Source organism: Lactobacillus helveticus DSM 20075 = CGMCC 1.1877 (genome assembly GCF_000160855.1).
In the GTDB taxonomy this organism is placed as follows: Bacteria; Bacillota; Bacilli; order Lactobacillales; family Lactobacillaceae; genus Lactobacillus; species Lactobacillus helveticus.
This window is the reverse complement of record NZ_GG700764.1, coordinates 1,252-10,782: the sequence shown is the minus strand read 5'-3', so window position 1 is coordinate 10,782 and position 9,531 is coordinate 1,252. Positions and strand designations below refer to the sequence as shown.

8 protein-coding genes and 6 tRNA genes are annotated in these 9,531 nt (G+C 35.8%); 1 reads left to right on the top strand and 13 read right to left on the bottom strand.

Going from position 1 to position 9,531, the window contains the following annotated elements; all coding sequences use genetic code 11:
* Positions 1-203, top strand: a 203-nt coding sequence (locus HMPREF0518_RS10460) for a hypothetical protein (protein WP_211205003.1), incomplete at its 5' end; no start/stop codon positions are given.
* 100 nt (positions 204-303) lie between these two features.
* Here the strand turns inward: HMPREF0518_RS10460 and smpB are convergent.
* The 13 genes from smpB to HMPREF0518_RS08930 all read right to left on the bottom strand — a co-directional run bounded on the left by smpB (position 304) and on the right by HMPREF0518_RS08930 (position 9,525).
* Positions 304-762: an SsrA-binding protein SmpB gene (smpB, locus tag HMPREF0518_RS08990; protein WP_003627921.1), complete on the bottom strand. Its 459-nt coding sequence runs from the start codon at positions 760-762 to the stop codon at positions 304-306.
* A gap of 12 nt (positions 763-774) precedes the next feature.
* Positions 775-3,114 (bottom strand): ribonuclease R, encoded by a 2,340-nt coding sequence (rnr, locus tag HMPREF0518_RS08985; protein ID WP_003627920.1) that lies wholly within the window; start codon positions 3,112-3,114, stop codon positions 775-777.
* A gap of 74 nt (positions 3,115-3,188) precedes the next feature.
* On the bottom strand, positions 3,189-3,422 hold the full coding sequence (gene secG, locus HMPREF0518_RS08980) for a preprotein translocase subunit SecG (RefSeq protein ID WP_003632304.1): 234 nt from the start codon (positions 3,420-3,422) through the stop codon (positions 3,189-3,191).
* 66 nt (positions 3,423-3,488) lie between these two features.
* Positions 3,489-5,546: an LTA synthase family protein gene (locus HMPREF0518_RS08975; protein WP_003627918.1), complete on the bottom strand. Its 2,058-nt coding sequence runs from the start codon at positions 5,544-5,546 to the stop codon at positions 3,489-3,491.
* 75 nt (positions 5,547-5,621) lie between these two features.
* The gene (locus tag HMPREF0518_RS08970) at positions 5,622-6,644 is read right to left on the bottom strand and encodes a lysylphosphatidylglycerol synthase transmembrane domain-containing protein (protein ID WP_003627917.1); all 1,023 of its coding nucleotides are present in this window, start codon (positions 6,642-6,644) and stop codon (positions 5,622-5,624) included.
* Positions 6,644-7,687 carry a glycosyltransferase family 4 protein gene (locus tag HMPREF0518_RS08965; RefSeq protein ID WP_023191614.1) on the bottom strand — a complete coding sequence of 348 codons (1,044 nt, stop codon included), beginning with the start codon at positions 7,685-7,687 and terminating at the stop codon, positions 6,644-6,646. Before HMPREF0518_RS08965 ends, HMPREF0518_RS08970 begins: the two co-directional genes overlap by 1 nt.
* Before the next feature lie 13 nt (positions 7,688-7,700).
* The gene (locus HMPREF0518_RS08960) at positions 7,701-8,864 is read right to left on the bottom strand and encodes a glycosyltransferase family 4 protein (RefSeq protein ID WP_003627915.1); all 1,164 of its coding nucleotides are present in this window, start codon (positions 8,862-8,864) and stop codon (positions 7,701-7,703) included.
* 123 nt (positions 8,865-8,987) lie between these two features.
* Positions 8,988-9,072: transfer RNA gene (locus HMPREF0518_RS08955), tRNA-Leu, on the bottom strand.
* A gap of 38 nt (positions 9,073-9,110) precedes the next feature.
* Positions 9,111-9,181 (bottom strand) — tRNA-Cys (locus tag HMPREF0518_RS08950).
* A 23-nt stretch (positions 9,182-9,204) separates the two neighbouring features.
* Positions 9,205-9,276 (bottom strand) — tRNA-Gln (locus tag HMPREF0518_RS08945).
* Between the two features lie 7 nt (positions 9,277-9,283).
* Positions 9,284-9,356: transfer RNA gene (locus HMPREF0518_RS08940), tRNA-His, on the bottom strand.
* Between the two features lie 12 nt (positions 9,357-9,368).
* Positions 9,369-9,439: transfer RNA gene (locus HMPREF0518_RS08935), tRNA-Trp, on the bottom strand.
* 4 nt (positions 9,440-9,443) lie between these two features.
* Positions 9,444-9,525, bottom strand: a tRNA-Tyr gene (locus HMPREF0518_RS08930).
* Positions 9,526-9,531: the final 6 nt, after the last annotated feature.

Below are 9,531 nucleotides of genomic sequence, written 5' to 3'. Positions count from 1 at the left end.
CTTTTTTTCAAAAACTTTTTTCAAAACTTGCAAGCTCTTCGTCATCTCTCAAGACGACTTTATTAATTTACCCTACTTTTCCTCTTTTGGCAAATCCTCTTTTTGTTCGCGTTCTAATAGAAACGCTAGGTAGCGTTGTAACACTATTGTTTTTATTCATTAACTTTTTCAGGGTTCGTTTTTCTTTTTCAATAAATAAATAGGTCATTTATCTTTGATTAGCGAACTTTGTGCTGCAAATATTTCTTTAAAAATTTTTCGAAAATATAAAAATAGCATCGCAATCTTGTGATTGCGATGCCTCTAAATACCATATTTGCGGCGAATTTCACGTTTTTGATCTCGTTCTTTGATTGTTTGACGCTTGTCGTATTCTTTTTTACCTTGTCCTACACCTATCAAAACTTTGGCAAAACCATGCTTCAAATAAACCTTTAATGGAATAATAGCTATTCCACGTTCAGACTGCGCCTTTGCAAGACGTGCAATTTCCTTTTTATGTAAAAGAAGACGTCTACTTCTCAAAGGATCATGATTATAACGATTTCCTTGTTTATATTCACTAATATGAACGTTCTCTAAATAAGCAGAGCCACCATAAATTTGAACATATCCATCACGCAAGTTTATTCTACGCGCACGAACAGATTTTATTTCAGTTCCAGTTAATGCAATTCCTGCTTCAACGGTCTCCTTAATAAAATAATCATGCCGCGCTTTTTTATTTTGCGCGATTAAATTATCATCTTTTTCTTTCTTCATTAAGAATCACTCCTAATGCTTAAAGTTTCTTTGATTTCTTCTATTTCCTTGACCGTGATTGCGGCGATTGCCACGACTATTATAATTACCGCCACCGCGGTGCCCACGATTATTGTGGAATCCAAGATTGCCGTGACGACGATTGTTCATTCCTCGATCATTATGCTTCTTCTTAGGCGCATTAGGATCATAGACTTCAAAGTCTAATTGATGCTGTTCAACATTCGCATTAATCAAGGTAACTTTAATAGGCATCCCTATCTTATATTGCTTGTGCGTACCACGACCAGTTAACGTTAATGATTTTTCATTAAAGCTATAGAAGTCATCAGTTAAATTAGAGATGTGCACTAATCCTTCAACGGTATTAGGCAATTGAATGAACATACCAAAACTAGTGACTGATGAAACTACGGCATCAAAATGTTGACCAACTTGGTCTGCCATGTATTCAGTCATCTTCAAGTCATTTACTCCACGTTCAGTATCAATTGAACGACGTTCTTGGGCAGAAGTTTGTTCAGCAACATCTGGCAAATAACTAGCAAAATGTTTTTGCATATCTTCAGTAGTCCCGTTTTCTTGATATGCATGAATCATTCTATGAACCATCAAATCGGAATAACGTCTAATTGGTGAAGTAAAGTGAGTATAGTATTTAGCGGCTAAACCAAAGTGTCCTAATGCATCTTCAGAATAATGTGCTTGCTTTAAACTGCGCAGCATCATCATTTGAACTACAGCTTCTTCTGGTGTACCTGTAGTCTTAGATACAACTTTTTGTAAATCAAGTGGCTTAATGTTTTCTGGATCAGCATGAATATTTAAGCCAAATGCACTACAGAATTCAAAGAAGCTCTTAATTCTTTCAGCATCTGGAGTTTCGTGAACACGATACAAAAATGGAACGTGCTTTCTAAAGAAATCTTCAGCAACAGTTTCATTAGCCATCAGCATAAATGATTCAATCATCTTTTCGGCAGTACCACGTTCATGCAAAACGATTTCAGTTGGCTTGCCTTGATCATCGACAATAATTTTTGCCTCAGGTGCTTCAAAGTCAATTGCACCGCGCTTATGCCGTTGCTTGTATAAAATAGCATGCAAATCGGCCATTTCTTCAAGCATTGGACGTAATTTTACATACTTGTCTTCTAGACCATCCATCTCGCCCCTAAGAGTCTTGTTAACCTTGTTATAAGTCATACGGCCGTGTGAGCGCATAACAGAAGGATAAATCTTGTAGCCTACTCTCTTACCCTCTGGTGTAATTTCCATATCACAGGACAAAACAAGACGGTCTACGCCCTCATTTAATGAACAAATACCATTTGAAAGTCTAAATGGCAACATTGGAATAACTCGGTCTACCAAGTATGTACTATTGCCACGAGCAAATGCTTCTTCATTTAAAGGCGTATTTTCTTTTACATAGTGTGATACATCCGCGATGTGAACACCTAAATGATAATTTCCATTAGGTAATTTCCATAAAACAACGGCATCGTCAAAGTCCTTAGAATCATCCCCATCAATGGTTACTGCAGGTTGATCAGTAATATCAACTCTGCCCTTCTTTTCTTCTTCAGTAACATGATCAGGAATTGCATTTGCTTGAGCCATTGCATCTTCTGGCCAATCAGTACGAACATCATGGGCAGAAACAATTGACATAATATCAACGCCTGGATCATTCTTGTTACCAATGATCTTAGTAACTGCACCAGTCATTGATTCAGGATAATCTTCTTCAGGATAATCCTTGATAGATACCCTTACCATGTCTCCCATTTGTGGAATAAGTCCATTTTCAGTCAAATAGACACGGTATTTATGCAATTTCTTGTTATTGCTCAAAGCGTAGCCGATAAAAGGACTGATTTTTCTTTGTTCATCAGTTAATGGGTGAAATTCACCGACTAAGCTTTCAAGACCGCGTTCTAGGATCTCTTCGATTCGACCTTCTGGCCCTTTGCCATTCCAAGGATTACCGTCAGCTACGATCTTTACCTTTACTCGGTCACCATCAACGGCATACTTGGTATAATCAGCTGCGATAAAAACATCATCAACATTTTCATCGTCTAACTTTACAAAACCAAAGCCCTTGTCATTAGCCTTAAAGATACCTTCAACAATTGTGTTGGCTTGAGCCAATTGATATTCTCCCTTGCCATCAGTAATAATTTTATTTGCATGTTCTAAGAAAGAAAGAGCCTTAATTAATTCTGTAAAATTACCCAATCTTTCATGACGCGCTTCTCGTTCAATTTGATCTACGCGAAATTGTTTTTGTGGATTATGGCGAAAAATTTCTAAAACACCGGCCAAAATTTTTTCGTTTTGTGCCATGTAATTAATCTCCAATCTTTTAATATAAATATAAAAAAAGCCTCCCCATCACTTTTAATCGGGAGGTACAAAATTTATTTTGTAGACATATAAGCTAGAATAATAGCAAAGACGAAAAAGAGAACCAATAAAACTGCGGTCACTTTTTCCATAAATGCCTCAAAACCACGTTTTTTGGTTTGACCACTAAAAACGGCACCGCCAGATAAGGCGTTCAATGCATCTTGTTGTTTTTGTGGCTGCATCATTGTTGCAATAACGATCAAGATTGAAACAATGATTAGTAGCGTCATAATTAAATTATACAATGCGCTGCCTCCAATACACACATACACTTACTTATTCATTTTATCACAAATTGCTTATTTTTGCAGTTATTTTTTGAGCTCTGGAGCATCGGTCTTAAAATCTTTTTGCGTTGATTTTTTATGATTTTGATACCAGAGCGATGTCTTACTTGGATCATCAAACAACTTCTTCAAAGAAGCTACTTTGTTATAATCATAATCCTTTGGCTTCACCTTAGTAAACCACTTTGGACGATAAAAGCGGAGCAAATTACCATCAATTACACGATCAGACAAGGAGAGCTGAGTTGTTACCTTGTTAGAAACAGCGGTTAATTTTGCCTTCAATTTCTTATCTGGTTTAATTCTTTCTCCAGTCTTAGTGTAGTAATAATCACTACCAACTTTAGAATATTCTGGAGTAATAAAGTCACCGTTTCGTTGAGCAACAATTTGCGGTGCATCCTTGCTAAGCAAATCGTAACCAAATTGAATAGTATCTTTATCCTTGATGCCTAATAAATTCAACAGGGTTTGCAAAACATCAATTTCACCACCATAAGTATGATTAATGCCGCCCTTCAAGCCCTTCATATAGAACATCAACGGAACTCGTTGGAACTGCAGATTATCAAAATCACTGAATGAATCTTTTTTAAGCAATTCAGCACTTGCCTTATGGTGATTACCAGAAATACCATAGTGGTCACCATAGAAGACAAGCAAAGTCTTCTTATCAAGCCCCGTCTTTTTCATCCAACGCATTAATTCACCAATGGCTTGATCAAGATAATGCGCAGTTTGGACATATCCATCTACAGTTTCATCCCCTGTATTGGTCTTATCAATTGATTGATTCTTTTTATCCAAATTATATGGATAGTGGTTAGTCACCGTAATCATTTTCAAATAAAATGGCTGCGGTAAGCGTTCAATGTACTTAATTGACTGATCAAAGAAGATCTTATCTTTCAGGCCATAGCCAATATAATAGCCTGGCTTATTTTTGTAGAAAGAAAGTGGCATAAAGTATTGATAGCCAAATGACTTATAAGCATTATCTCTATTCCAAAATGATCCTGCACCACCATGCATTACGGCAGTCGTATAACCGGCTTGCTGATGCAAAATAGCTGGTGCACTTTCAAAGGTATTAGAAGTGCCATAAGTCGACATAGCTGAACCTGTTTGCAATCCAAATAATGAATTTTCCAACATCATTTCAGCATCAGAAGTTTTCCCCTGACCAACTTGATTAAAGAAATTATCAAAGCTGATCGTATCTTTTTGATGATAGATCTTATTTAAGTTAGGAGTTACTTCTTTGCCCTTCCATTTGTAGCCGATTAAAAATTGTTGGAAACTCTCTAAGTGAATTACCAAAACATTTTTCCCTTTAGCTACACCATTATAAGCTGGATTCGGCTTTACATAGTTTGACTTCAAATATTCTCTAACCGAACGCAGGTCAGATACATTAGCCTTAGCCATCTGCGCGTTCGTTTGAGCTGTCTTATAGCCATCATAAATAGCATATTCATTAATGCCCAGATACTTAACAATATAATTATTATCAAAAGTTCTAGTTAAAAGACCTGAACGATCTTTTTGTGCCATTAACAAATTGAGCCCCATCAAACTGAGAGCCAATAATTCAACTAGTAAATTGACTTTAAGCTTTAGTGGACGCACATCTATTTTGATGACCTTAGTAATTAATAAAACAATAATTGCCGCAATATCAATAAAGACTAAGAAATCACTAGCTAGCGTAATTCCCGCAATACTTTTTCCTAAATTATCTGAAGTTGAGCCTGAAGTCTTAATAATCGAAAAAGACAAGAAATTCGAAAACTCACGATAATAAAGTATATTTGCAAAAAGCCACAGCGTTAATAAAAAGTCTATCGCTAAAATAATCCAATACGATTTTCGCCCTTTGAATAAGCCAATACCTAACAAGAGCATCCCTGATGGTATAGGGTTAATCAAAAGCAAAAACTGCTGCATTGGACCAACCGCACCTAAATTAAACTTTGTTAAATATATAAAATATGTTTTTAGCCAAAACAGTACTAAAACAATCGTAAAAAAGCCAAGTTTAGTTTGCGTTAGCCATTTAAAAAAAGACTTGGTACGTTCCATTGCTTTCTCCTCTCATTACGATATTTTATCTTACTACGGATTTAAGCAAGACGCATTTCTTTTAATAAAAATTAATTACTTTCCGAACTTTTTATCTTTTTTTGGTTTAAAAATCCAACCAAAGATACCCAAAATCATGCCGAAAAAGTAAGTCGAAAAGCGCCAGATAAACATTGCTAAAATCAGAGCACCATGAGAAGAAACAAACGTTGAAAATAAGGTTTGGAAACTATATTCCGCACCACCAGATGCACCTGGAATTGGGATAATGGCCATAAACATAATAATCATGATATTCATTTGCGTTACATTAGCCCATGAACATGGCACATTTAAGGCGGTTAATACCATGAATGGAATCGAATAAAAGAATAATAACTGTAAAACAGTCAAAATTGAAGCTACAATTAGCTTCTTTTTTTCTTTTTTTAATTTTTGGCTTTCTGCATAAAAAGTATCAATTTTTTCTAAAGTAGCAGCACGCCATTTTTCCACACGTTCTTTTTTAAAAAATTTTTCCAATAAATTCATCAAGGCATTAGTGGCATTCTTCGTAAAATGATAGGCAAACATAATTGCCAACAAGAAAATAATGGAACTAACGTGGATTAGAAAACCAATTGCGATAAATATAGCTAGCCCCGCAAATTTGGTCATTACCATATGAAAACCGAAAATAATCGTAAAGACATAGGCAAATAAAACCACAATCTGATAAATGATAAATTTCATTAACAGAATGGAAGTTGATCTACCGCCTTCCATACCCATTTGAATCATCGCAGCTAATTGTGATGGTTGACCACCAGTTGACATAGGCGTGATTGCATTGAATAAAGCTTGGGTAATTGGAATTCTTAAAAATGACCATGCAGATCTTTTAGGCTCTTCTTTACGATGCGCTACTGTAGCTAAAATCCCAGCTTCACACACGTATGATAAAAGCATCAAGCCAAAAACCATTATTAAGGCTACAATATTAAGACCATGAGCTGCCTTTAATATTTCTGATAATGGCGTTGACTTTAGATCCATATATAAGACAAAGGCACTGATTGCCAATACAATCAAGATGCCCCATAAATGCTTTTTATTCATTAATGAATTTGTCCCAGTTCCTTACCCAATTTGTATTGCTCATGATAAAACTCATTCCAAATATGGGCTAAGCGATCTTCTGAATATTCCTGACTTGCTTTAATAGATAAATCACTATATTTCTTTAATAAATGCGGATCATTTTTTGCCTTCTGCAAGACCTGATTCATCTCGCCAAAATCTTTTCCGTCCATATAATAGCCGTCGATGATTGCTTTATATAAGTCGAGATCACGTAAAAGTACTGGCGTACCACAGCTAAATGCTTCCAAAACAGACATTGGAAATAATTCATCATATGATGGCAAAACAAATAAATCAGCAATATTCAAATATTTAACTAGTTTCTTACGATCTACAATTCCAGCAAAGGTTAAATTCTCAGGTGGATTATCTACCATGTCTTTATAGTGACTGTAGCCATCCGTAATCTTGCCAAAAGAAAAACCACCTGCCCAGATAAACTGAACATCTGGATTAGCTTTTGCCATTTTGACAAAATCATCTATTCCTTTTCTTTCCTGAACTTGTCCATCACTAAAAACTACAAATTTATCTAACGAAATGCCTAACTCATGACGAAATGCATTTTTGCTTGCAAGTGATTCTTCATAAAATTCAGTTTTAGAAACGAAATTAGGAATATATTTAACCTTTTCGCGCTCAATACCATAGTTGACCAATTTATCAATAAAAATTGGATTAACCACTACGATTTGATCCATACGTTTATAAAAATCAATTACATATTGATAAAATACTTTTTTCGCAACGCCAGGCAATTTGATTGAGCCTTCTAAAGTATCTGGTAAAAAATGAACATAACCTATTTTTCTACCACGTGCTGGTGAAAAACTATTAGCATAATAAGTTGGATTGATCGTATGATAATGAGTTAAATCACTATTGCCATATTTATTTATTGTTACATAAAATTCATCTACTAAATGAGTTCTCAATAATTTAATTAATTCGTTATATGCTGAGCCAACCCCTTGACCTTTAACGGAATCAGCTTGTGAGAACATATTAATTCTAATCATACATATCCTCTTTTTAATCTTCTTCATGCTTAGGTTGATAATGATCAATTACATATTGATAAAAATCATGCACATTTGTAGCAAATTGATCTGATGAAATACTCTGCAATTTATTTTGCAGCAATTCTTGTGGAATTTTTGAACGCTTCTGTTTAAGCAAAGAAATAATTTCTTCTTGCATCTCTTGTTGCGTATTAAATCTTCGTCCAAAAATGTCTTTGTCAAAAATATTTTCCGTATAATCAGTATTATAAACTACGCATGGTGTACCGACTGCTAAAGCTTCAACGTATGTTAATCCTTGAGTTTCAGTATCACTGGCAGAAACAAAGATGTCTGCCATTCGATAGTAATTTCCTACATCTCCATGATCAACATTTCCCGCAAAAATAACGTAATCCTCTAACGTTAAACGCTCAACTTGCTCTTGAAGCACCTTAACATCGGGACCATCACCGGCAATTACGAATTTAACATTAGGAATTTCATCTATGATTGCTGGCAGTACATTTAAAATATGATTTATCTTTTTTTCTGCAGCAATTCTGCTTAATGTCAAAATAACCGGTGCATCTTTATCAATACCGAGATCTTTACGTACATCGCGGTCTGCATCTCTATTCATGCTTTGAATGTCCACTCCAGTTGGAATTACCCGAATTGGAATTTGAACACCGTAACGGCGCAGTAATTCTTCTACTCGGCCACTAGGAGCAATACAGCCATCCATATTTTTTAAATAGCTTTTCACAAATTGCTTAACATGATATGGCCTTAGCAAATGGCCATTCAAAATATAGTGTAAGTAATCTTCATACATCGTATGATAAGTGTGAATAGCCGGAATATCTAATTGATGAGCTACGTATTTTCCAATTGTTCCCAATGCAAATTCAGTTTGAGTATGAACTATGTCTAGATTTACTTCTTTAGCCACTTTAGTAGCTTCAAAGAGTCCTCTAAATGCAATTCTACGATCGGTAAATGAAACAAAAGGAATACTGCTAAAACGAAAGATATTAGGCTCAACCGTTCCCTTTTTCACATTAGGATCTGTTGTTGTAAAAATAAATACATTATGCCCCTGTCTTTCCAGCGCATCTTTCAGCGTCTTAATAGAAGTAGCTACGCCACTTATCTGGGGAAAATATGTATCGGTATAAAGACCAATATTCATTTAAATACCTCCATATTTAGCATTATAAAGATTACTTAAACTAACTGCAATTTATAATGGAAAATTACGTATATATTGCAATAAACAAAAAAAGTGATTCAAAAATGAATCACTTTAAAAGAATAGCGGTGATCGGGGTCGAACCGATACGTCCGTAATGGACACCAGATTTTGAGTCTGACGCGTCTGCCAATTCCGCCACACCGCCATAATATTAAATTAAATAATCAACTTACTCGGTTGATAAGGCGGAGGTCGGATTCGAACCGACGATTAAGGTTTTGCAGACCTCTGCCTTACCACTTGGCTACACCGCCATAAGTTATTAAATTATTTAGAATTGGGATAGCTGGATTCGAACCAGCGCATGTTAGAGTCAAAGTCTAATGCCTTACCGCTTGGCTATATCCCAATACTAGGGCGGAATATGGGATTCGAACCCATGTATGCCGGATCCACAAACCGGTGTGTTAACCCCTTCACCAATTCCGCCATGAAGGTAAACAGGGATAGTAGGAATTGAACCCACATCAACGGTTTTGGAGACCGGTGTACTACCATTATACGATATCCCTATTATGGAGGAGGGTGGATTCGAACCGCCGAACTCAGAGAGAGCGGTTTTACAGACCGCCGCGTTTAGCCACTTCGCTACTCCTCCAGCTTG